Source organism: Perlucidibaca aquatica, from assembly GCF_001676655.1.
GTDB lineage: Bacteria > Pseudomonadota > Gammaproteobacteria > Pseudomonadales > Moraxellaceae > Perlucidibaca > Perlucidibaca aquatica.
In genome coordinates this window covers 81,748-104,488 of the sequence record NZ_LZDB01000003.1, presented here as the reverse complement: position 1 = coordinate 104,488, position 22,741 = coordinate 81,748, and the positions used below count along the sequence as shown (strand labels likewise).

The window sequence follows — 22,741 nt, the reverse complement described above, 5'->3', positions numbered from 1 at the left end:
CTGGCTCCTGTCTCGCTTAATTCAATGTCACGGCGGTAGCGTCGGCATCCATGACCCGCAGGATATCCACGCTAAAGACGAGCTCACGCCCAGCCAAGGGGTGGTTAAAGTCCACCACCACAATCCCCTCTGGCAGATCTTTAATGATGCCCGGCAGCTCGGCACCACTGGCATCGGCAAAATGCATGACCATGCCCGGCTCGAGCAGTTGCTCGCCAAATTGGCGACGGGGAAAGTGCTGGACACTGTCTTCGTTCCACTCACCAAAGCCATTTTTAATGACAAAACGACCTTGCTCACCCGCCTGCATGCCCTCAATGGCTGCCTCGAAGGCTGGCAGTAAGCTGCCATCACCAAACACCATTGTGGGCGGATCATTGCGCTCGTGCGTGCTATCGAGCTGTTCACCCGAGCTCAGCGCCACCGAAAAATGCAAGCACACGCGCTTGCCCGGACCGACGGCACTCATGACTTATTCTCGCGCCGCGCTTCTAAAAATAAACTATCGATAACTAGCATGGTGGCCCCAATCGAAATCCCAATATCCGCGATATTAAACGCCGGGAAATTCCTGCCTGCCCAGTGCACATGGATGAAATCGACAACATAACCCTGCAAGGCTCGGTCGTAGAGATTGCCCCAGGCACCGCCGAGCAGCAGCACAATCGCCACCGGCAACCAGCGCGAACCGGCAGGCAGGCGTTGCAACCAGACCAACAAACAGATGCTGACGATGACGCCCACTGCCACGAAGAACCAGCGCTGCCAGCCACCTGCATCATGCAGGAAACTGAATGCAGCCCCGGTATTGTGCGCCAGCGTCCAATTCAGGAAAGGCAGCACGAAACGCGGCCAACCATAAACCAGGGTCTCGCTCGCCCAGACTTTAGTGAAATAGTCGGCAATAAAAATCGCGACGGCAATCCACAACCAACCCCACGGGGCAGACACAAGCTTACGCGCAACACCTTGCAGCACTGAATCGTTACGCATAACTACGCTCCTCACCTGCTCCGGCCACGTTAACGACGCAACGGGCACAAATATCGGGATGATCTGCATGGCTACCTACGTCGGCACGGTAATGCCAGCAGCGCGCGCACTTGCTGTGCGCTGACGCCAATACCGCCACGCGCAAGCCCTCTACATCGGTTTCGCTGCCACCGGCCTCTTCACCCGCGCGCAGGCGGGCCGCCGAGGTGATCAAAACGAAACGCAGCTCATCACCCAGTGGCGTCAGCAACTCATGCAGTGCGGGGCTGACAAAGAGCTCGACCTCGGCAGACAGCCCCGAGCCGACTTCCTTGCGATTGCGTGCCTCTTCGATCTGCTTGTTCACCGCCGACTTCACCGCCAACACCTGCGTCCAATAGTCACGCGTGAGCAGCGGCTGATCTTCCGGCAGAAGCGCCAGGCCCGTGTACCACTCGGCGAGGAAGACCGAACCGACGCGCTCACCCGGCAGCACTTCCCAGATTTCCTCGGCGGTGAAGCTGAGAATGGGCGCGGCCCAACGCACGAATGCCTCAGCAATCTCCCACAGCGCGGTCTGCACCGAACGGCGTGCTAGGGAATGTGCCTGCGTGGTGTACTGACGATCCTTGATGATGTCGAGGTAGAAACCGCCGAGCTCGACCACGCAGAAGTTGTGCAGCTTGTGATAGATCTGGTGGAACTGCAGATCATCGTAGGCCACACGGATGTCATCCTGCAGACGCGCAGCGGCATCGACCACCCAACGATCCAACGCCAGCATTTGGTCAGCAGGGACGGCATCGCGCACCGGATCGAAACCGTTCAGGTTTGAGAGCAGAAAGCGCAGCGTGTTGCGGATGCGACGATAGCTGTCGGACATGCGCGTGAGAATTTCGTCGCTGACCGACATCTCGCCGCGATAATCGGTGGCCGAGACCCACAGACGGATGATGTCCGCGCCCAGCGTCTGCATGACCTTCTGCGGCGCGACGACATTGCCCACCGACTTCGACATCTTGCGGCCCTGACCATCCACCGTGAAGCCATGCGTGAGCACGGTCTTGAACGGGGCCGAGCCATTGGCAGCGACCGCCGTCAGCAGCGATGACTGGAACCAGCCGCGATGCTGGTCCGAGCCTTCCAGATAAAGATCCGCCGGATACTGCAAGCCATCGAAACGCTTGAGCACGCAGGCATGAGTTACGCCGGAATCGAACCAGACATCGAGCGTGTCGGTGGCCTTATCGTACTGATCGGCCTCATCGCCGAGCAGCTCGCTGGCCGCCAGTGAGAACCAGGCTTCGATGCCCTCGGCCTCGACGCGCAGCGCAACCTGCTCGATCAGCTCGGCCGTGCGCGGGTGCAGCTCGCCGGTTTCTTTGTGCACGAACAGCGTGATCGGCACACCCCAAGTACGTTGACGCGAGATACACCAATCCGGGCGGCCGGCGACCATGCCTTCGATACGCGCCTGCCCCCAATCGGGTAACCATTGAACTTGCTCGATGGCCGACAGCGCGCTATCGCGCAAGCCGTTCTGGGTCATGCTGATAAACCACTGCGGCGTAGCGCGGAAGATGATCGGCGTCTTGTGGCGCCAGCAGTGCGGATAACTGTGCTGGATCTTCTTGTAGCAGAGCAGCGCGAAGGAACCATCGGCACGCGGCTCACGCAGGGCATCGAGGATGGCATCGTTGGCCTTGTTCACATGCAGGCCGGCGAAGCGCGGCGTGCTGGGCAGGAACACGCCGTTGCCATCGACCGGATTATCCACCGGCAGACCGTAGACGCGACCAATGACAAAGTCGTCCTGACCGTGACCGGGCGCGGTATGCACAGCGCCAGTACCGGCATCGGCCGTGACATGCTCACCGACAATCACCGGCACCACGCGCTCGTAGAACGGATGCTGAAGCTGCAAGCCTTCCAACGCCTGGCCAGCGAATGTCGCCAGCACCACGGCATCGCTGCCTTCATAGCGAGCGACGGCGGCTTCCCACAGCGACTCGGCGAGCACGAGGTGACGCAGTGCACCAGCACCTTCAGCCCCAGGGACAGTCACGCGCACGACCACATAAGACAGCTCAGGATGCAGCGACACGGCTTGGTTGGCCGGCAGCGTCCACGGTGTGGTGGTCCAGATCACGAGTTCGGCCGTCGGCACATTCACGCCAATGCGTGTGGAAAAATCACCGGCATCAACCACAGCAAAGCCCACATCAATCGCCGCCGAGGTCTTATCCTGATACTCGACCTCCGCCTCGGCCAGTGCCGACGCACAGTCCATGCACCAATGCACCGGCTTCAAGCCCTTGTGCAGATGGCCATTGCCGGCGATCTTGCCGAGCACACGAATGATGTCGGCTTCCTGCGTGTAGTTCATCGTCAGATACGGGTTTTCCCAATCGCCGAACACGCCCAGACGCTGGAAATCGACGGACTGACGCGCCACCTGCGACGCGGCATATTCGCGGCACTTCTCGCGAAACTCTTTGGCGCTGACCTTCACGCCCGGCTTGCCAACTTGCTTCTCGACATTGAGCTCGATGGGCAGGCCATGGCAGTCCCAGCCCGGCACATAGGGCGCATCAAAGCCGCTCATCGTTTTCGCCTTCACGATGATGTCTTTCAGAATTTTGTTTACGGCGTGACCAATATGGATGTCGCCGTTGGCGTAGGGCGGGCCATCATGCAGGATGAACTTCGGTGCGCCGGCACGCGCAGCTCGAATCTGCGCGTACAGCTGCTTTTCGCGCCAGGCCTCGACTCGCGCCGGTTCGCGCGTGGCCAGGCTGGCCTTCATGGCAAAGTCAGTTTCAGGCAAGTTCAGCGTGTTCTTGTAATCCATAAAGCGCTCGTTACACCGCAAAGTAGTCATGGCCTGCGGCAACATCTGCCTCAATAGCCGTTTTCAGCGCATCCAAAGAGGGAAAACGCTGTTCATCACGCAGCTTGTGGCGAAACACCACCCGCAAGCGACGACCATAGAGGTCGCCATTGAAATTCAGCAAAAAGCTTTCGCAGCGCGCTTGCACGCCCTGCACGGTCGGCCGTGAACCGACATTGGCCACACCCGGATACGCTTTTTCTGGCGCAGCAGCATCGGCCCCGAAAACCTCAACTGCAAAAACGCCGCGCAATGGCAGAACCTGCCGGTGCATGAGCAGATTCGCCGTGGGTAGGCCCAGCGTGCGGCCAAGCTTGTCGCCATGCACAACATGACCGGCGACGGCAAACGGGCGGCCGGTCAGCGCCTCGGCCAGCGCAAAGTCAGCCGCAGCCACGGCTGCGCGCAGACGCGTGCTGCTGACGCGTTCATCGGCCACCGTCACCGTCGGCATCTGCCCGACCGAAAAACCTTGTAGCTGGCCACGGGCCGTCAGCAAGGCGTGATCACCACTGCGATCACAACCGAAGCGAAAGTCATCGCCAACCAGCACATGGCGCGCGCCCAAGGCCGACACCAACAGCTCATCAATAAAACCGTTAGCGGTATAGGCACGAAAACGCGCATTAAAACGCACCAACAACACCCGATCGGCACCGGCCTCAGCCAGCGCCTCTACTTTGTCTCGCCACGTCATTAAGCGCGCGGGCGCATCACGACCGGCTGACTCAGCAAAAAATTCCTGGGGTTGCGGCTCGAAACACATCACCAACGCAGGCACACCCAGGGCATCAGCGCGCTGCTTCAACGCCGCCACCATGGCTTGATGACCGTGGTGCACGCCATCAAAGTTACCTATGGTCACGGCATTGCCCCGATGTTCGGGGCGCAAATTGTGCAATCCGCGAATTAGCTGCATGAGGGCAAACTCGTTAAGGCGTCAGCGTGAAAAAGCAGCGCAGTATAAAGGATGCGCATCAGTGATGGCGCAGCTCATGTGGCCGGAATCCCACAGCCAACAACGCCAGACCATAACTCGCAGCACCACCGGCACAAATCAGCAACACCCAGCCCACCCGCGACCAACCCGGATTATCCAACCACCAGAGACTATCGGGAGTGACAGCCAACAGTACGCCAACCATGACGGCGTTCGCCAAAGCAAAACGCAGGGCTAATTTTATCCAATGCCGCTCAAAACGATAAATGCCCTTCTCATGCAGGCCTTTATAAAGCAGCCCGGCGTTTAAGAAGGCCGACAACGTACTGGCCAGCGACAAACCAACATGCTCTAAATGCCAGACCAACATGAGGTTGAACACCATGTTAGCCACCATCGCAATAATGCCGATGCGTACCGGGGTCTTCACGTCCTGGCGAGCATAAAACGCCGGGGCAAAGACTTTGATGAGCATGAACGCCAGAATACCGCCAGACAGTGCTTGCAAGGCCATGGCCGACTTCACTACATCCGTGCGGTCAAACTCGCCGTGATGAAACAGAGATGCCATCAGTGGCTCGGCCAGAATACCCATCGCCAGCGAAGCCGGCACACCCACCATGACGATGACTTTCAATGCCCAATCGATGGTGCCGCGAAATTCGGCATCCGACTTTTCCGCATGCTTGGCCGACAGCGTTGGCAAAATCACCGTGGCCACGGCGATGCCGATCAGCCCCAGCGGCAACTCGGTCAGACGCTCAGCGGTATACAGCCAAGACACCGAGCCGGCCACCAGAAACGACGCCAGCACGGTATCCAGCAGCAAGTTAATCTGACTCACCGACACGCCAAACATGGCCGGAATCATCAGCGTGAGAATGCGTTTTACATCGGGATCTTTGAAATTAGGCTTGAAGCGCGGCACCAGATTGATCTGACGCAACGGCAGCCATTGAAAGCCAAGCTGTACGATGCCGGAAATGAGCACGCCCCAGGCCAGCGCCATGATCGGCGTGGTTAGCAATGGTGCCAACCAGATTGCGCAGCCGATCATGCTCAGGTTCATCAGCACCGGCGTGAAGCTGGACGCGCCGAAACGGCCGTAAGTATTAAGGATGCCGCCGGCAAACGCCGTCAGCGAAATCAGCAATAGATAAGGAAAGGTGATGCGCAGCATGTCGGCGGCGAGGTCGAAGCGAAGCGCATCCTCACGAAAGCCTGGCGCGAAGACAAAAATGATAGCCGGGGCAAACACAATCGCTACCGCACTAATGCTGCCGATGATCAGCGTCAGCGAGCCAGCAACATGATCGATCAACTGACGCACAGCAGCATCGCCACGCTGAGCCCGTACGTCCGACAAGACCGGCACAAACGCCTGCGAAAAAGCACCCTCTGCAAATAATCGTCGTAAAAAATTAGGAATCTTAAAGGCCACCAAAAAGGCATCCATGAGCTTGCCGGCACCGAACAAATTCATGAACACCATGTCTCGCACCAAGCCCGCAATACGGGACAGCAGCGTCATCGCACTGACAATAAAGGTCGAGCGCCACAAGCGGCTGTTGGTAGACTGCAATGGTGGGTTAGACATGACGACTCCTGATGCGCGGCGTGATGTTAGCCCAGCCGCCCCAGTATCGCCACCAGAGTAGTTGACTTAGTGCGATGGGATCGGCATCATTGCGCGCCTGATTTTAGATATGCAAACCCGCATATTTGAGACACTTTATTCACCGATTTATTTAGGAGTCGCCCTGTGGCCAACTCTGCACAAGCCAAGAAGCGCGCTCGTCAAAACGACAAGCAGCGCCTGCACAATGCGAGCCTGCGCTCCATGGTGCGTACTTACATCAAGAAAGTCGTGAACGCCATCGCCGCCGGCGACAAGGCCGTAGCGCAAGCTGCCTACACTGTTGCTGTTCCGGTCATCGACCGTATCGCCGACAAGGGCATCATCCACAAGAACAAGGCTGCTCGTCATAAGAGCCGCCTGAACGCTCAGATCAAGGCTCTCGCCTAAGCTCTGCGTTCGCTGCGCCTAACAGGCTCTTTGCGGACGAAAAGCGTGTGGATAAAAAACCGGTCCTCGTGACCGGTTTTTTTATGCCTGCTGATATGCTTCTGGTAAATCCTAGTGGTGGAATACGCCTCATGTCTCTTACCTCGCCATCCTCCCGCTGCATTGAATGCGGGCTGCACAAGGTGTGCTTCCCGCCCAGCTTTGAGGCAAGAGCGCTGGAACAGCTGAGCAGCTTGATCAACTCACAAAATCTGCTTAGCAAAGGCGAGAGTGTCTACCGCCAAGGCGATAGCGCCCGTGCGATATACGCCGTTCAATCCGGCTCTTTGAAAACGGTTATGACGCAGGCGGATGGATCAACGCAGATCACCGGTTTTTATTTGCCGGGAGAAGTCATCGGTTTGGATAATTTGGCGCAGTCGCATTGCGCGAGCACCGCCATTGCCACTGAAAAGACGGGGCTATGTGAGCTGCCGATAAATGCCATGAGCAGACTGTCGCAGCAACTACCGGAGCTGCAAAGCCATCTCTTTCAAATCATGAGCAATGAGATTCGCGCCGACTACCAACGTATGCACATGCTCAGCCAGACCAGTGCCGAAGAGCGCGTGCTGAGCTTTTTGTTGAGCTGGTCAGCGCGGCAGTCCAGGCGTCGCCTTTCTGCTCAAGCGCTGCGCCTGACCATGACGCGAGAAGACTTAGCCAATTATCTCGGCCAAGCCCTAGAGACGCTGAGCCGTACCCTGCACAAACTGCAAGACGATAACCTGATTACCGTGGCAGGCCGCCAGATCACGCTGAAAGACCTGCCCGGACTCAACGCGCGCCTTCAGGTTCAATGCTCGTAACGCTGATTACGCCAGGCCGAATGCTGCACATGATCAGGTGCCTGAGGCTCATGCGCTAACTCAATGGGTCCTTTGTATTGACGCATCAAAGCCCACATCACCCCCAGTGGAATACCCACTGCCGACAGCACAATAACGACAAACGATAAAAACCCACTCCAGGTTCCCAATAACTCCATCAACATGGCCTTTCTCCTCTTCATGACTGATGAGGCTATGACACCACTCTGCTGACTTGGCGTTATTGACCCAGATCAAACTTTGGATCGCACCTTGTGACTAGGGCGCGCTGCCTTGCAACGTAAGCTGCTGAATGGGCAGGCGAAGGTCAGCCTGCTCGATAAGCACAGGAATTGCTGCCGAGGGCGCATGAACGTGTAGGCCAATTTTTGCCAGCACCGGCGCTTGCGCTTCCCGATGCAGGGCAAATTGCGTGTTTAGCGTCGTACGGACGGGTACTGCCACCTGCTGGTTTAAGGAAAACTGCAAGGGCCCGCGATAAGCCAATGCAATTTCAGTCTCTATGGGCACGGTTAGCGTAATGGGCAGATCGAAGTTCAACGGCACGCGTGCCATCAAATCGAATTGAGGCAAAAAGCGCGAGTTCACCACCAAGGCGGTGCTGCCGCGCAGATCCGCAAACGCCCGGATGGGAATGCTGCCACGATAGGTGACGGTCGTTTTCAACGGGATCTGGGCATTGAACTCGACTTGCGCAACATAGCTCCCCTTCAAAGGGAGCTGAAAGGTCTGATCAATAGGAACTCGCGCATTCACCAAGCCGTCAATATTTATCGGCACCGGATCGGTGATGTCTACAAGTGCGCGCAATCCCTCAGGCAGCCGCATCAATATCTGCTGCTGACTCAAATCCATGCCAACCACTAAACGCAGATAGATCAGCACACCCAACCCGCCTCCCACGACGCAGGTCAGCATCGCCATCAGCGATACGGTCAGGGCCAGACGAGGCGTTAGGGTCATGGCTGCTTGCGCTTCACGTCGAGCGCCAAGTCACGCAGCGGCAAGCGTAGGTCCGCATGCTCAATCACAGCAGGCACCGGGCCTTGCACACGAATATTGGCCTGTAACGCAGACTGCACCGGCACGCGCAACTGGCTATGCACCGGCACCACCGTATCAATAACCGCCTTCAGCGGAATCCGTAAGGGCTGATCGATGCGCACATCCGCCGGCGTACTGAAGCGCACGCGCACACGCTGATCTACCGGAATATCCAAATTCACTGGAATCATCGCTTTGATTGGCACATCGCCGCGTACCGGCAGCGTTAAATCACGGCCCAGTACACGAACCTGAACCTGCGTATCCACATGAACCACTTGATCGACAGACACGCGCTCACGCACAGGCACCGTCATACGAATGGGCACGTCGCTATCCACCGAGGCGGTCACCTTGAGCGTGTCACGAATAGGCACTGTAATGAGCTGATTAACGGGCACGCGTGCCGATACTTCGCCATCAATGCGAACGTCCAGCACATTCAGTACATCTGCACTCACCGCAAAGGCCTCAGGCAATGACACCACCATGGGCTGGTTCTTGAGCTGGACGCGGGCATCCACATGCTGGAACAACCACCAGCCGGCAAATGCGCCACCCAGCATGGCAGCCAATAGGGTCAGGCCAAGAAAAAACAACCACTGTCGTAGGTTCATTGATTCGCCTTCGGTGAAATTTGTTTCGACTGATCTGAAGCCGATGGAACCGGCCAGCACACCAGCACTACCCCCATCAGAATCACCGCCAGCCCCCAGAGCTCAGCGGCATCCACCGTTTCCCCACCGAGCCAGACGCCGAGAGCCACCGCCACCACCGGATTGACATAGGCATAGCTGGTTGCCAGTGCGGGGCGCACAGTTGCCAGTAGATAGACATACGAAGAGAAGCCGACGATGGCCCCGATAAAAATCAGATACATCAACGCCCAAAAGCTCTGTGCTGATGCGGGAGCCCCCCAGGCCTCACCGCGCAGCAGACTCGCCATGAGCAGCGCACCGCCGCCCACCAACATTTGCACGGCGCTGGTCATCCAGACATTGGGTTGCTCGTGATGCTTGCCCCACATGGAGCCGAACGACCAGATCAGCGCCGCAAAGATCAGCACGGCAAAACCAAACACGGAGCCGGCCAGCCCCTCGCCCTGCTTCAGCAAGACAATGCCGAGCACGCCCAGCAACAACCCCAACCACTCGCGCGCGGTGGTCCGCTGCCCCCAGAGGCGTGCAAAAAGTGCGGCACAAAGTGGCGTTAAGGCCACCACCGTGGCTGATAGCGCCGAGTTCACGCCCGCTTCCATCGCCAAGCCAACGCCGCCATTGCCGCCCACCAGCAACAAGGTGCCGACAAAACCGGCATTGCGCCATTGCTTCACGCTGGGGTGGGGATGCCCGCGCAGGGCGAGAAATGCGTAGATGATGCCGCCCGCCACGAGATACCGTACGCCCGCCATAAACAGCGGCGCCATGCCTTCGATGGCCCAGCGCATGGCGAGGTAGGTCGAGCCCCAGACTAAATAGAGTGATGTCAGTGCCAGCAGGATACGTCCGCGCTGACCGACCACGGCGCTAAACAACCACCATGTTGTCGCGATGAATCAGTTCTGGCGCGTCGGCGTAACCGAGCAGACTTTCGATGCGCTCAGAAGCCTGGCCAGCAATTCGGCACGCTTCATCGCTACTGTAATTGACCATGCCCACGGCGACCTGTTGGCCCTGCTCATCAAGGCAAGCCACGACTTCACCGCGAGAGAACGTGCCCTGCACTTCACGCACGCCGACAGGCAAGAGGCTTCGGCCACCGCTTTGCAGCGCCTTCACCGCACCGGCATCCAGCACCAGCCGGCCAGCATGTTGTAAATGCCCTGCCAACCATTGCTTTCGCGCCGCCAGTCGGTCCTGCTCAGGCAACAACAGCGTGCCCAGCACCTCACCATCGGCAATACGCGTCAGCACATCAACACCCCGGCCACTGGCAATCACTGTGGCACAGCCCGAACGGGCCGCCAGACGCGCCGCGCGCACTTTCGTGACCATGCCGCCGCGGCCGAACTTGCCACCGCCGCCGGCCATCGCCAGTAAACGCTCGTCCATGGCCTGAACTTCAGGCAACAACACGGCATCGGGGTCATTGCGCGGGTCGCGATCGAACATGCCTTCCTGATCGGTCAGGATGATCAGCGCTTCGGCCTCGACCAGATTAGCCACCAAAGCGCCCAAGGTGTCGTTGTCGCCAAAGCGGATTTCGTCGGTCGCCACGGTGTCGTTTTCATTGATGACGGCCAGCACACCCCAGTCCATCAAGGTGCGTAGCGTACTGCGTGCATTGAGATAGCGCTGACGATCGGCAAGATCATCGTGCGTGAGCAGCACCTGCGCCGTACGCACGCCGTGCTCACGAAAATGCGATTCATAGGCCTGCACCAAGCCCATCTGGCCGATGGCGGCACAGGCTTGTAAGGCCGGCACAGACTCAGGACGCTGGGTAAGCCCCATGCGCACCATGCCCTCTGCCACAGCACCCGATGACACCAAAATGAGCTCGATGCCGCGTGCCTTCAACGCCACCATCTGCGCCACCCAAGCCGCCATCGCGGCCTGATCTAAGCCCTGCCCATTGTCGGTGAGCAAGGCCGAGCCGATTTTGACGACCCAGCGACGGGCATGCTGAAGGCGCGAGCGGTGCAGAGACATGATGCGAAATCCCGAAAACCTAAACGGTAGCTAAGACGATAACGAAGCCGCGATTGTGCGGCCTTGCGCGCTAGGGCTCAAGCCGCTTACGGACGATAGATGATTTCCGGTGCATCTTCGGCATCTTCATCCCAATCGTCGTCTTCATCACCTTCCAGCTCAGACAAATCAATACCCAAACGGCGTGCACGACGCTCTGCCGAACGGCGAACATCCAGCTCACGAATGCGGTCGCGACCTTCCTGGACCAACTGCTCGCGCTTCGCTTGTTCGGCTTCGGCCAGCGCGGGATCAGCCGCCTCAGCTGCACGCTGCTCCTCGATCGCTTCCATCAAGCGGTAGCAGACCGCCATCGCGCCCTCTTTGGTCAGTCCTGAGGTCCGAAATACCGGCCCAGTCCAGCCCAAGCGCTCCACGATGTCGTTGCAACGAGCATCGACTTCTTCCGCCGAATGCACCAAGTCCGTCTTATTTAAAATCAACCAGCGCGGCAAACTCGCGAGCGTTGGCGAGAACTTTTCCAATTCATTCGCAATGACTTCCACCGCATGCACAGGATCCGTCTCGTCATACGGCGCGATATCCACCAGATGCAACAAAAAGCGCGTGCGCGCTAAGTGCTTCAGAAAGCGAATACCTAAGCCCGCACCATCAGATGCACCTTCGATGAGGCCGGGAATATCGGCCATGACGAAGGAACGATGTCTATCCACATCGACCACGCCGAGGTTAGGCACCAACGTGGTGAAGGGATAATCTGCAACTTTAGGTTTAGCCGCCGACACCGCACGAATAAAGGTGGACTTGCCTGCATTGGGCAAGCCCAGCAACCCCACATCTGCCAACACCTTAAGCTCCAGTCGCAGCTCACGCTGTTCCGCCGGAATACCATCGGTTGTTTTACGGGGCGATCGATTGGTCGAGCTCTTAAAGTTGATATTACCCAAGCCGCCTCGACCGCCGCGTGCGAGCAAGATGCGCTGACCATCTTCGGTCAAGTCACCGAGCATTTCGCCCGTCACTTCATCGAGCAAGGTCGTGCCAACCGGCACTTTCAGCACCACGTCATCGCCACTTTTGCCAGTGCAATTGGCACCACGACCATTGCCACCGCGATCAGCGCGGAACTGGCGTTGGTAGCGATAGTCCACCAGCGTGTTAACGCCCACATCGGCTTCGGCCCAAACCGAACCGCCGTGGCCGCCATCGCCGCCATCGGGTCCGCCAAACGGGATAAATTTTTCGCGACGAAAGCTCATGCAGCCATTGCCGCCATCACCCGCCACCACTTTGATCACCGCTTCATCGACGAAACGCATGCTGTCCTGCTCCTAAATGAACCCCGCACGCCCACTGCAAACAAAAAAGCCCCGCGTTGCGGCGGGGCCTTTCTGTCATCAACCGAGCCGTGTGCTCAGCCGAGGGCTATCAACGCAACTAAGCCATGGCTTAGGCGCTGGCAACCACTTCGACATACTTACGGTTGAATGCGCCTTTGGTCACGAAGCGAACAACGCCGTGAGCCTTGGCAAACAGGGTGTGGTCGCGACCCATGCCGACGTTTTCGCCAGCCCAGAATTGCGTGCCACGCTGACGGATGATGATCGCGCCAGCTTGAATGGTTTGGCCGCCGTAAACTTTTGTGCCAAGTCGTTTGGCTTCTGAGTCGCGACCGTTGCGGGTAGAACCGCCAGCTTTTTTATGTGCCATGTCTCTATTCTCTCTTTGCGCAGAACGTCGTTAGACGCTGATGCTCGTGATTTTCAGTTCAGTGTAGTACTGACGGTGACCCGCCTGACGACGGTAGTGCTTACGACGACGGAACTTAACGATACGAATCTTATCGTGGCGACCGTGGTCCAGCACTTCGGCTGTGACCTTGGCACCGGCAACGATTGGCGTACCGACTTGGATGTTGTCGCCATTAACGACCATCAGCACGTCGTCAAACGTGATGACTTGGCCTGGCTCAACAGCCAGAAGCTCAACCTTCAGGCGCTCGCCTTCTACTACACGGTGTTGCTTACCACCGCTCTTAATAACTGCGTACATACACTGCTCCATCAAGCATCAATCGGGGCGGGTCGCATCTGGCTCGGATGAGCGATTGATGCAGTTGGAAGAACCCGGGACCGAGAAAATTCGCAAGGCGCGTGATGATAGGGAAAAGTGCTCCGGCTTGCAAGCCTTCACTGACAAACACACAGGCTACGAAAGCCGCTCAAAACGAACACTTTCTGCACAATAAAGCCACGCTAAGAGCATGAACCAGCCAACAGGCGCGCCGAGTATAGAAATGTAAACACTCAATGACAGAGGCATCACATGAAAACTTCCGCAAAGTCCGTCCGACCGGCACTCCTGATGTGCTTGGCGTTGATTGCAGGCCATAGTAACGCCGCTACCGCGACCGCAAATTTCAATGTCACCGCCACGGTAGCTAATGCCTGCACCCTCTCAACCATCAGTGATTTAGCGTTTGGTACCTACAGCTTTACGCTGCCCTCCGTGGGCACAACTAGCGTAAACGTGACCTGTAGCTTGGGTAGCAGTTATACCCTTCACATCAGCAACGGTTTGTATGGCTCCAGTGCTAGCACGCGAAAAATGAAGCATGCAACCGAGGTCGACACTTTGGATTACACCCTCTCGAACACACTGGCTGGGGCCACTTGGGGCAACTCTGCGGGCACAGGCGTAACAGGTACAGGCTTAGGGGTTGCCGTCCCTACTGTGATTTATGGCTCTATTGCAGCTAATCAGACCGTTACGGCAGGCAGCTACTCCGACACCCTGACCATGACGGTCACTTTTTAAGTATGACCGTCATGAATACTCTCCGACTGCTCAGCACTGTCGCTTTCATCGGCATCTCAGTCATGAGCATGCCTTTGAAAGCGAGTGGCCTCGCCGTTAGCCCGCTGAAGCTCAGCCTCAAGCCCCAACAGCAAATGACGTCGCTTACCGTCACTAATACAGGCTCAAAACCATTACTGGTCCAGGGACGAGTCATGACCTGGGTGAACAGTGAAGACATGTCAGGAAGTGAAGTCACAAAAGACATGATGCTTACGCCGCCTTTATTTAGGTTGGCGCCTGGTGCTAAGCAACTGGTTCGTGTGGGCTGGCTGCAACAGACGCAACCGCCATCAACCGAGCAAGCATTTCGGGTGGTTCTGCAAGAAGTTCCGAACCCTGCCGACAATACAGATGGGATTAAAGTCACACTGGCATTGAGCCTACCCTTATTTGCTGAAGCCACTAACTTGCCCGTCAGTCGTTTGGACTGGGAGCTTCAAAGCGAAGAATCCGGCCATCAAATTCAGTTGAAAAATTTGGGAAATCGACATCAGCGTTTTACCTTTTTTAAGGTGACTGACGCAGAACAACGCGTCCTTCTGGAGGCCAGCCGCTTACTTTACGTACTGCCCGGACAGCAGCATGCCATTCCACTCCCCATAGCGCCCTCTGCGTATCCGCTGCAGGTTGAAACGCTGTCGGACCAAGGCAAACAAGTCCAAGTACTTTCAGCACCCACTAGCTAATGGACAGCCTACCCGCCCCTATCTGGTTTGACCGCGAGTGCCAAGAGACACTCAGTGCTGGTATCCAGCTAGTAGCGATTGAACGTGAGGCAGAGACTGAACCGATCATGGGCAGAATCCGCATGGATGAGCAGGGCAAGGTGTGGCTTTCCGAGCGTGATTACCTAGCGTGGACCGGACTTAGCGTGCTACCCGGTGAAACCCTAAAGACAGCCGACGGGCAGTGGTATTTGTTAAGTGCTATCCCCCATCGTGTGGATGCGTGCACCATGCGCCTTCAGCTCGCCGCCCAGCTGCCCCGACGGCATTACACAAACCAAGAGCCGTTTAATACGGTAACCCTTCCCAACGCCGTGGGAGGCTTTGTCAATTTAGATACTTTTGCTTTCCAAACCCAGAATCAACCTGTCCGTCTGGCGACCCAAGCAGGCTTTAGCCTCAGCACACTCGGCGGACTATGGCATTCGAATCATGTATTTCTTCGTGAGGGTAGCCAGCGACTCAACAGCCAAGTGCGTTGGGATATCGCCAGCAACATGACGGCACTGAAAGTCGGCGATATTTTAAATAACAGCTTTGGCTTAAGCCCCAATGTACGCTTTGGAGGGCTTTCTTGGGGCAGTGACTTTAGTCAACGCCCCGAAGTTGCCACCTATCCTTTACCCAGCTTTCGGGGCGAAGCCACATTGCCGTCCAGCGCCGAACTCTATATTGATGGCCAACTTCGCCAAAGCAATCGCTTAAGCTCAGGCCCATATGCTTTAGATACGCAGACAGGCATTAACGGCGCTGGCGACATTCAGGTCATTGTTAAAGATAGCTTGGGTCGAGAAACCCGCATCAGCCAGCCCTTTTATACCAGCCCCAAATTGCTTCGCGCCGGGCTACGTGACTATCACATTGATATCGGACGACTGCGCGAAGGCTTTGCCACCCAGAACGACACCTACACATCCGGCTTCCTTAGCGCGCGTTTGCGTCAGGGAACGGAAGACTCAGGCACCTGGGGTATTCGTGCGGACTGGCAGCATCAACGCGAAAGCCTGCAAGGCGAATGGCTCATGAGCCATGCACGCTGGGGGCTTTTCCAAACCGGCTGGGGTCTCTCCCACGACAACGATCTCGGCTGGGGCCAACACGCACTCGCTGGCTATGAATGGTTATCACAGCGCGGAAACATTCAAATTCAGGGCAGCGTCTCAAGCCCTGAGTTCATTGAGCTAGGCCGAGATCCGGGCGCAGTGGCACGTAGCCTTCGAGCCCAAACCGGCTGGCGACTCACGCCCAACAGCAGCATTAGCCTAGGCTGGAGCGACGAGCAGCGCCGCGATCGCGATAGCATTCGCTTAACGACAGCGTCTTGGCATCAGAGCCTAAACTCTGACCGCCAGCTGTACCTCAGCCTGATTCACAGCCCGAGCTTCGGCCTCAACAGCAGCGTAGGGATGAGCCAACGCCTTAACTCCAGCTGGCAAAGCGATGTACAACTTACACAGCGCGACCCCGATGGTTTTGGTCTGCAATTGAATGTGTCGTGGCAGCCCCAAGCATCTGCCTGGAGCGGGCGAATTGCCAGTGAAGTTCGGCAGCATGAGCTGGTTAACCAAGCCAACCTGCAGTTTCTAGGTGACCATGGGAACATCCGCATGGGGCTCGGCGATCGCAATGGCGTGACGAGCGCCCAAACGAGCATCTCCACAGCATTCGCTTGGGTGCCCGGAAATGTGTTTTGGAGCAAGCCCATCCCTCAGGGTTTTCTGGTCGTTGATACCGGCATGCCCCAGGTGACTGTCTATGCCAACAATCAGCCCAGCGGCAAAACCGATCGGCATGGCCAACGCCTGCTCACCGACATCTGGCCGTATCAAACCTTACCCATCCGATTGGGCTGGGAGGACCTGCCTATGAGCCTTCAGCTAGGCGAAATGGAAAGCCTGGTTCGCCCACCTCGCGGCATTGCCGCATTACGCTTAGCTCGCTCAGACCCCCAATATAGCGAGGCATGGCAGGCACTACTTAGTACGGGAGAGCCGCTGCCGACCGGCAGCAGCCTGAGCGTGCATGGCGAGACGGCCACGCTACCCAGCGGACTCGATGGCTTAATCTACGTGCCGGCGCGGTGGCGAAGCCAAATGCTCAGCGTGATGCTGCCCGATAATCGCCAATGCACCATAGACACCCTTCCACCGGGTCACTCGACAGGAGTGCTCACATGCCAGCTCGCGCAATGAAACGCGTCAGTACGGCGGTATTGTTGCTAAGCCTTTGCGGCCAAGGCCACGCGCTTACTTGCTCAGCAAGCACACCCAGCTTAGCCTTTGGTAGTTATAGTGGCACCCTAGGTATTGCCACGGACAGCCAAACCACCTTAACTGTGACCTGCTCATCCTTTATCAGCATTTTGGTGAGTTACTCCATTTCGCTTTCGGCAGGTAACAGCGGCAACTCCGCTGCCCGCGAGCTACGCCAAAGCGCCAATATTTTAAACTACAACCTATACTCAGACCCTCTCCGTTCCTCGGTCTGGGGATCTGGGGGCAGCTCGGTATCAGATAGCTTTTTACTGAGCATTTTAGGGATTGGCGTAAACCGGCTTTACCCCATTTATGGGCGCATTCCCGCCGGGCAGATCAACGCCCCTTCTGGCAGTTACAGTGACACCATTACCGTGACCGTTGCGTATTAGCACGCTTGAACGGTAGTCGCAGGCGGCGTTGGCTGATAGCATTCGCGGATTCTTTTGCTCAATAGTTTCCTCCTCATGGAATTCAAAGACATCCTGAACCTCGTCAAAGACGATTTTGCTGCCGTTGATGCCTGCATTTCGGCCAACCTGCAATCTCGCGTACCACTGGTCAGCGAAGTCGGTGAATACATTGTGCAAAGTGGCGGCAAACGTTTGCGCCCGCTGGTAAGCCTGTTAATGGCTCGCGCTTGCGGCTACACCGGCAGTGCACATATTGATGTCGCAGCCATCATCGAAATGCTGCATACCGCCACCCTGCTGCATGACGATGTTGTGGATGAGTCCTCGCTGCGTCGCGGCCGCCCAACGGTCAATGCCCACTGGGGCAATGCCACCGCCGTCTTGGTCGGCGATTATCTAGTGTCCCGTGCCTTCCAAATGATTGCGCGCCTGCAACGCCAAGCTATTTTCGACATCATGTCGGATGGCACCTGCGTGATTGCCGAGGGCGAAGTTCTGCAGTTGATCAATCAGCATGACCCCGACACTACAGAAGCGCGCTATTTAGAAGTGATTTACGGCAAGACTGCGAAGATGTTTGAGGCCGCCGCAGAATGCTCGGCATCGCTGACCGGCGATCAATGGCGTGCCGTTTCGGTCACCTATGCTCGCCACCTAGGCGCTGCCTTCCAAATCATTGATGACGTGCTGGACTACACCAGTAGCGCCGATGTCATGGGCAAAAATGTGGGCGATGACCTCGCTGAAGGTAAGCCTACGCTGCCTCTCATTCGTGCCATGGCCGTGGCCAGCGCCAACGAGGCCGATATGGTGCGCAATGCCATCCGAACGGGCGGCCTTGACCACCTGCAAGAGATCATCCAGCTGGTTCAGCGCTGTGGCGCACTCGACTACAGCCTAGCTCGAGCTCAGGCCGAAGCTGAGGCCGCTGTAGCCGCCGTTGCCTGCCTCCCCGACACACCGCATCGCGCCGCTCTGCAAGGCCTGGCCAGACTCTCGGTTGCTAGAAACGCCTAATTTCAGGTATTTCTCAGGCAAAAAAACGGGGATCGATGTTGCTGACCCCCGCTTTTCATCACATCTGAAGTGACACTGCCAAATTCAAAACTTAGTGTGCATGTGCATTGGATGCACCTAGCCCTGTGTTCTGCCTCACATACAGCTCTGTCCACTTTTCTTCTGAACGACGGTCACGTCCCCATAATAGCGATCCAAAAATTACCGCTAAAAAACCTAATGGAATGGAGATAATCCCTGGATTTTTAAGCTTGATCAACGGCTCTTCTAAACCCATCATTGATGTCGTTTTGTCAGCATACTTAATCAGATCTTCCTCAGCTTTCGTGACATCTTTCTCCAACTTGGCCAATGCCTTTGTTGTCGTCACACGTGCACTTCCAATCAAAGCAGCATCTGTCAGTTTGGCTTCAAAGCCCGCCCGTTTAGCCGGCGCTTCGGCTATCAATTTTGTGGCATCCGCCTTAACTTTTAGTGGGTAGGTCATATTAGGCGACACCATCACTAATGCAATCGCGGAGACTGTCCCAATGATCATCCCCGCCATAATGCCGCCCGTATTGCAGCGCTTCCAATACAATGTCAGCAGCACACACGGCAGATTTGCCGAAGCCGCAACCGCAAAGGCCAGCGCCACCAGATGCGCCACATTCTGACCCTTGGCCGCGATGCCGATGGCAATCGCCATGGCACCCACGATGACGGTGGAAATACGTGCAGCCTTAACCTGCTCCGCCGAAGTTGCATGCTCCCCGCGAATCACGCCGACATAGATGTCATGCGCCATCGCCGAGGCTGCAGCGAGTACCAGCCCGGCAACCACGGCCACAATCGTGGCAAAGGCCACCGCTGCCACAAAAGCCAGCATGAAGTTACCCATCATGGAGTCGGCGCCACCCCCTAAATACTGCGCTAACAGGGGTGCAGCCATGTTGCCACCCTTATCAATGAGCGCAATGTCTGCCGCGCCAACATGAATGGCTGCTCCCATACCCAAGAACAGTGTCAGCACGTAGAAGCCGCCAATAATGGCCATAGCCCAAATGACAGACTTACGCGCTTCCTGAGCATTTGGTACCGTAAAAAAGCGCATCAAAATGTGAGGCAGACCCGCCGTACCAAAGACAAGTGCCATGCCCAAGGAAATCTGGTCCAGTGGGTCTTTAAGGTATAGGCCAGGCTCCAAAAAGCGTTGCCCTAGCTCCGCTGGCGACATGGTCTCGGCACTATCACCCAATAGCTTTGCTACTTGCCCTTGTACTTTTGCATCCCCCACAACCGCCGTTAAAAACTCAGGGAGGCTAAAGCCGTAGGGAGCCCAGACCAGCATGACAAGAATGATTGACGCAATGACTAACAAAATCGCTTTGATGATTTGAACATACGTAGTGGCCACCATGCCGCCAAAAAGTACGTAAGCCAACATCAGCACACCCACTGCCATTACCGATATCTCATAGTCGATACCGATCAGCGTTTTCACCAACACGCCACCACCCACCATTTGCGCAGTCAGGTAAAACGTAGACACCGTAATCACGGAGATCGCACCGACCACCCGTGTTTTTTTCGGATCATTTCGATAAGCCAGGATATCGGCCAGGGTGTATTTACCAATATTTCGGCAAGGCTCGGCAATCACCAGCAGCACCGTAATATAGGCCACCAACCAGCCCACAGAGTACATAAATCCGTCGTAGCCGTAGAGGGAGATCAGCCCTGCAATACCTAGGAAAGAAGCCGCAGAGAGATAGTCTCCTGCAATGGCCCAGCCATTTTGTAGGCCAGATATGCCTCCGCCGGCGGTATAGAAATCGGATGCTGAATGCACCTTTTTTGATGCCATGTAAGTGACAAACATCGTCAGCATAATGATGGCGCCGAACACCATAAACGTCATCAGACGATACTCTGGCGCAACAGCACCTTCAGCAGCCCAAGCCAAGGTAGGAACGCCCAATGCCAGCAATCCACCCATTAACAGACTTTTATTCATTTGCTTGCCTCCGCGTCAGCAACAATTTTGGCTGCCAGTACATCAAACTCTTTATTAGCAATTCGGGAATAAATGACCGCTACCGTCCACGCCACGACAAACTCAGACAATGCGAAGACGAGTCCTACATTTACCGGCCCCCATATTTGTCGTTTAAATAAATCTTGGTAATAAGCCGCACCCAGCGGTAAAAGAAAGTAGTAGCAGACTGAGAACAACATGAGTCCGGAAAGAACAACCCGCTTCCGAGCCACAAGCTGCTTAAATTTTGGGCTTTCGGCTATCGCCTCCCAATCATGGTTTTTAGACATCTCGTGCTCCTTATCTTTTAAACGAGTGTGTATTGCGCGAGTCTTTAAAGGTTCTGGAACCAAAATCAGGCTGAGAACTACGTAGCCATACAAACGAGACTATGCTTTACAGAAAAATTCGCTACACGACTTTTGGCTAAGATAAAAAAAAGCCACCCGAAGGTGGCTTTGGCTCAGTCGAGTACTTTATCGGCGCGGTGGCGGGCGACGCCCTGCATTGCCCGTGGAGCCGCCGGGCCTAGGCTTGCGCGGCGCAGGTTCAGCGCCACTGGCGCCATGAATCACCTTCACTTCAGCGATTTCAGCTAAAAGCTCTTCCGGTGGACGCACACAGTCCAGCTTGCGACCAATCGCTTTTTCCAGCTCAGGAATGAGGTGGCCATCATCCTCACAGGCGAAGCTAATACTCGTGCCCAAGGTGCCAGCACGACCTGTTCGACCGATACGGTGCACATAGTCATCGGGCTGCTCTGGCAAGGTGAAGTTCACAACATGGCTAACGCCATCCACATGAATGCCACGGCCTGCCACATCAGTCGCCACCAAGATACTGATCTTACCTTCGCGGAAATTCTCTAAGGTCTTGACCCGCTTTTCCTGCGGCACATCGCCAGAGAGCAATGCACAAGACACATTGTGTGCCTTCAAAATGTCCGTCAGACGGCGGGTCTGATCGCGGCGATTGGCAAACACCATCACGCGCTCCAGTTTTTGCTGCGTGATGAGGTTGAGCAACAGAGGAATTTTTTGCTCGGTAGTCACGATGTAGACTTTTTGCTCGACCAAGGCATTGGTGGCGTGCTCTTGCTCAATCTCTACCGTGACAGGATGGTAGGTCCACTGCCCGGCCAAGTTCATCACATCCGGGGTGAAGGTGGCGGAGAACAACAATGTTTGACGATGGGTCTTGGGCGGCGTCAGGCGAACAATGCGCTTCACGTCAGGAATAAAGCCCATGTCCAACATGCGATCGGCTTCATCAATCACCAGCAGCTCAACTTGATCGAGATAGATCTCTTGCTTGTTAGCAAAATCAATCAGCCGTCCTGGCGTGGCCACAATGATATCGACTGGCGCTGCCGCGAGCTGCTTACGCTGCTTCTCGTAGTCCATGCCGCCCACTAGTGTGACGACGGAGAGACCGGCGTACTTACCCAGATCCGCTGCATCTTTGGCAATTTGCAATGCCAGCTCACGCGTTGGCGCTAAAACCAAGGCGCGCGGCTCGCCTAAACAACGCTCATCGGAAGGCGGGTTCTTCAGCAGATCGGCAATTACCGTAATTAAGAAAGCGGCGGTTTTTCCGGTACCCGTTTGGGCACGACCAATGGCGTCGTGACCAGCCAAGGTGAAACGCAAAACACGCCCCTGAATGGGCGTGCAGTACTCGAAGCCAAGATCGGTCACCGCCTGCAAAATGGCAGACGGCACAGGAAGCTCGTTGAAGCGTACTTTGATCAACTCAGGCTGTGGCAGCGCCTCAGCCTCTACGGCAGGAGTTTCTATGGACATGTCGAGCTCATCGATAGTCATGTCAGATCATCTGCACATCGTCAGCTTGCAAGCCCTTATCACCGCGCTTTAGGAAGAACTCGACGCGCTCGCCCTCACGCAATGTACGGTGGCCTTCGCCGCGAATCGCACGGTAGTGCACAAACACATCATCGCCGTTATCGCGGGTAATAAAGCCAAAGCCTTTATTGGCGTTGAACCATTTGACCGAGCCTTGCTCACGCGGCCCTTTAACACGAATCGTGCGGCTAGGAATGCTTA

Annotated in this window: 23 protein-coding genes and 1 pseudogene; 7 read left to right on the top strand and 17 right to left on the bottom strand. The window is 56.4% G+C overall.

The genetic code is table 11. The features are described 5' to 3' along the window. Positions 1 to 16 precede the first annotated feature (16 nt). The 5 genes from A8710_RS11740 to murJ are packed head-to-tail and all read right to left on the bottom strand — an operon-like array spanning position 17 to position 6,399. Positions 17 to 469, bottom strand: coding sequence for an FKBP-type peptidyl-prolyl cis-trans isomerase (locus tag A8710_RS11740; protein WP_068861022.1), 453 nt, complete (start codon positions 467 to 469; stop codon positions 17 to 19). Beyond that, complete coding sequence (gene lspA / locus A8710_RS11735; protein ID WP_068861020.1) at positions 466 to 993, bottom strand: signal peptidase II; 528 nt, start codon at positions 991 to 993, stop codon at positions 466 to 468. The genes A8710_RS11740 and lspA overlap by 4 nt, the downstream gene beginning before the upstream one ends. Then, on the bottom strand, positions 986 to 3,823 hold the full coding sequence (ileS, locus tag A8710_RS11730; RefSeq protein ID WP_068861018.1) for an isoleucine--tRNA ligase: 2,838 nt from the start codon (positions 3,821 to 3,823) through the stop codon (positions 986 to 988). The genes lspA and ileS overlap by 8 nt, the downstream gene beginning before the upstream one ends. A gap of 10 nt (positions 3,824 to 3,833) precedes the next feature. Next, positions 3,834 to 4,781, bottom strand: a complete 948-nt coding sequence (gene ribF, locus A8710_RS11725) for a bifunctional riboflavin kinase/FAD synthetase (protein WP_068861016.1) — start codon at positions 4,779 to 4,781, stop codon at positions 3,834 to 3,836. Positions 4,782 to 4,839: 58 nt separating this feature from the next. Continuing rightward, entirely contained in the window at positions 4,840 to 6,399 is a 1,560-nt protein-coding gene (gene murJ / locus A8710_RS11720; protein ID WP_068861014.1) for a murein biosynthesis integral membrane protein MurJ, read from the bottom strand. Positions 6,400 to 6,564: 165 nt separating this feature from the next. Here murJ and rpsT point away from each other — a divergent pair, with 165 nt between their 5' ends. Both rpsT and A8710_RS11710 read left to right on the top strand, forming a co-directional pair. Then, positions 6,565 to 6,828 (top strand): 30S ribosomal protein S20, encoded by a 264-nt coding sequence (gene rpsT / locus A8710_RS11715; protein ID WP_068861012.1) that lies wholly within the window; start codon positions 6,565 to 6,567, stop codon positions 6,826 to 6,828. 131 nt (positions 6,829 to 6,959) lie between these two features. Then, the gene (locus A8710_RS11710; protein ID WP_068861010.1) at positions 6,960 to 7,676 is read left to right on the top strand and encodes a helix-turn-helix domain-containing protein; all 717 of its coding nucleotides are present in this window, start codon (positions 6,960 to 6,962) and stop codon (positions 7,674 to 7,676) included. Here the strand turns inward: A8710_RS11710 and A8710_RS11705 are convergent. From A8710_RS11705 to rplU, 8 genes are all read right to left on the bottom strand, one after another. Then, positions 7,664 to 7,861: a hypothetical protein gene (locus tag A8710_RS11705; protein WP_068861008.1), complete on the bottom strand. Its 198-nt coding sequence runs from the start codon at positions 7,859 to 7,861 to the stop codon at positions 7,664 to 7,666. The genes A8710_RS11710 and A8710_RS11705 overlap by 13 nt on opposite strands. Before the next feature lie 94 nt (positions 7,862 to 7,955). Further along, positions 7,956 to 8,660 (bottom strand): hypothetical protein, encoded by a 705-nt coding sequence (locus A8710_RS11700; RefSeq protein WP_068861006.1) that lies wholly within the window; start codon positions 8,658 to 8,660, stop codon positions 7,956 to 7,958. Next, positions 8,657 to 9,358 (bottom strand): hypothetical protein, encoded by a 702-nt coding sequence (locus tag A8710_RS11695; RefSeq protein WP_068861004.1) that lies wholly within the window; start codon positions 9,356 to 9,358, stop codon positions 8,657 to 8,659. The genes A8710_RS11700 and A8710_RS11695 overlap by 4 nt, the downstream gene beginning before the upstream one ends. Beyond that, positions 9,355 to 10,275, bottom strand: coding sequence for a drug/metabolite exporter YedA (gene yedA, locus A8710_RS11690; RefSeq protein WP_068861003.1), 921 nt, complete (start codon positions 10,273 to 10,275; stop codon positions 9,355 to 9,357). Before yedA ends, A8710_RS11695 begins: the two co-directional genes overlap by 4 nt. Further along, positions 10,268 to 11,392: a glutamate 5-kinase gene (proB, locus tag A8710_RS11685; RefSeq protein ID WP_068861001.1), complete on the bottom strand. Its 1,125-nt coding sequence runs from the start codon at positions 11,390 to 11,392 to the stop codon at positions 10,268 to 10,270. Before proB ends, yedA begins: the two co-directional genes overlap by 8 nt. A gap of 86 nt (positions 11,393 to 11,478) precedes the next feature. Beyond that, positions 11,479 to 12,711 (bottom strand): Obg family GTPase CgtA, encoded by a 1,233-nt coding sequence (gene cgtA / locus A8710_RS11680; protein ID WP_068860999.1) that lies wholly within the window; start codon positions 12,709 to 12,711, stop codon positions 11,479 to 11,481. Positions 12,712 to 12,841: 130 nt separating this feature from the next. Then, positions 12,842 to 13,102: a 50S ribosomal protein L27 gene (gene rpmA, locus A8710_RS11675; RefSeq protein WP_068860997.1), complete on the bottom strand. Its 261-nt coding sequence runs from the start codon at positions 13,100 to 13,102 to the stop codon at positions 12,842 to 12,844. 30 nt (positions 13,103 to 13,132) lie between these two features. Continuing rightward, the gene (rplU, locus tag A8710_RS11670) at positions 13,133 to 13,444 is read right to left on the bottom strand and encodes a 50S ribosomal protein L21 (RefSeq protein WP_068860996.1); all 312 of its coding nucleotides are present in this window, start codon (positions 13,442 to 13,444) and stop codon (positions 13,133 to 13,135) included. Between the two features lie 273 nt (positions 13,445 to 13,717). Between rplU and A8710_RS11665 the strand changes: the two genes are divergently transcribed. From A8710_RS11665 to A8710_RS11645, 5 genes are all read left to right on the top strand, one after another. Next, positions 13,718 to 14,209, top strand: a complete 492-nt coding sequence (locus tag A8710_RS11665) for a Csu type fimbrial protein (RefSeq protein WP_082968857.1) — start codon at positions 13,718 to 13,720, stop codon at positions 14,207 to 14,209. A gap of 11 nt (positions 14,210 to 14,220) precedes the next feature. Continuing rightward, the gene (locus A8710_RS11660) at positions 14,221 to 14,937 is read left to right on the top strand and encodes a fimbrial biogenesis chaperone (RefSeq protein ID WP_157686412.1); all 717 of its coding nucleotides are present in this window, start codon (positions 14,221 to 14,223) and stop codon (positions 14,935 to 14,937) included. Continuing rightward, positions 14,937 to 17,168 carry a fimbria/pilus outer membrane usher protein gene (locus A8710_RS11655; protein WP_068860993.1) on the top strand — a complete coding sequence of 744 codons (2,232 nt, stop codon included), beginning with the start codon at positions 14,937 to 14,939 and terminating at the stop codon, positions 17,166 to 17,168. The genes A8710_RS11660 and A8710_RS11655 overlap by 1 nt, the downstream gene beginning before the upstream one ends. Continuing rightward, positions 17,150 to 17,623 carry a Csu type fimbrial protein gene (locus A8710_RS11650; protein ID WP_198341701.1) on the top strand — a complete coding sequence of 158 codons (474 nt, stop codon included), beginning with the start codon at positions 17,150 to 17,152 and terminating at the stop codon, positions 17,621 to 17,623. The genes A8710_RS11655 and A8710_RS11650 overlap by 19 nt, the downstream gene beginning before the upstream one ends. Before the next feature lie 75 nt (positions 17,624 to 17,698). Beyond that, the gene (locus A8710_RS11645) at positions 17,699 to 18,661 is read left to right on the top strand and encodes a polyprenyl synthetase family protein (RefSeq protein ID WP_068860991.1); all 963 of its coding nucleotides are present in this window, start codon (positions 17,699 to 17,701) and stop codon (positions 18,659 to 18,661) included. 91 nt (positions 18,662 to 18,752) lie between these two features. Here A8710_RS11645 and A8710_RS11640 read toward each other — a convergent pair whose 3' ends face one another. The 4 genes and pseudogenes from A8710_RS11640 to A8710_RS12460 form a co-directional block, all read right to left on the bottom strand. Next, positions 18,753 to 20,657 (bottom strand): solute symporter family protein, encoded by a 1,905-nt coding sequence (locus A8710_RS11640; RefSeq protein ID WP_068860989.1) that lies wholly within the window; start codon positions 20,655 to 20,657, stop codon positions 18,753 to 18,755. After that, the gene (locus tag A8710_RS11635; RefSeq protein ID WP_068860987.1) at positions 20,654 to 20,968 is read right to left on the bottom strand and encodes a DUF485 domain-containing protein; all 315 of its coding nucleotides are present in this window, start codon (positions 20,966 to 20,968) and stop codon (positions 20,654 to 20,656) included. Before A8710_RS11635 ends, A8710_RS11640 begins: the two co-directional genes overlap by 4 nt. Before the next feature lie 186 nt (positions 20,969 to 21,154). Next, complete coding sequence (rhlB, locus tag A8710_RS11630; protein ID WP_082968862.1) at positions 21,155 to 22,480, bottom strand: ATP-dependent RNA helicase RhlB; 1,326 nt, start codon at positions 22,478 to 22,480, stop codon at positions 21,155 to 21,157. 22 nt (positions 22,481 to 22,502) lie between these two features. After that, a pseudogene (locus A8710_RS12460) lies at positions 22,503 to 22,697 on the bottom strand (cold-shock protein); the annotation flags it as partial. Positions 22,698 to 22,741: the final 44 nt, after the last annotated feature.